This is a genomic window from Enterovibrio gelatinilyticus, assembly GCF_028683095.1.
GTDB lineage: Bacteria > Pseudomonadota > Gammaproteobacteria > Enterobacterales > Vibrionaceae > Enterovibrio > Enterovibrio gelatinilyticus.
Map to the genome: position 1 here is coordinate 1 of NZ_JAJUBC010000171.1, position 202 is coordinate 202.

The following is a 202-nucleotide window of genomic DNA, read 5'->3' on the forward strand; positions in this document are numbered from 1 at the left end:
TAACGACTACCTCCATGGTGGTAACGATAACGATGCCCTGTATGGCGAAGACGGTAATGACACCTTAGTTGGCGGTCATGGCAACGATCATCTAGATGGTGGGAATAACGACGACAAACTCTATGGTGAGTGGGGTAATGACCGTCTTGAAGGTGGTAACGGCAACGATGCCCTTTACGGTCAAGACGGCCACGATGTGTTA

1 protein-coding gene is annotated in these 202 nt (G+C 50.0%); it reads left to right on the plus strand.

The genetic code is table 11. The features are described 5' to 3' along the window. Positions 1-202: calcium-binding protein (locus LRP50_RS25675; protein WP_420791253.1), on the plus strand; the 202-nt coding region annotated here is incomplete at both ends.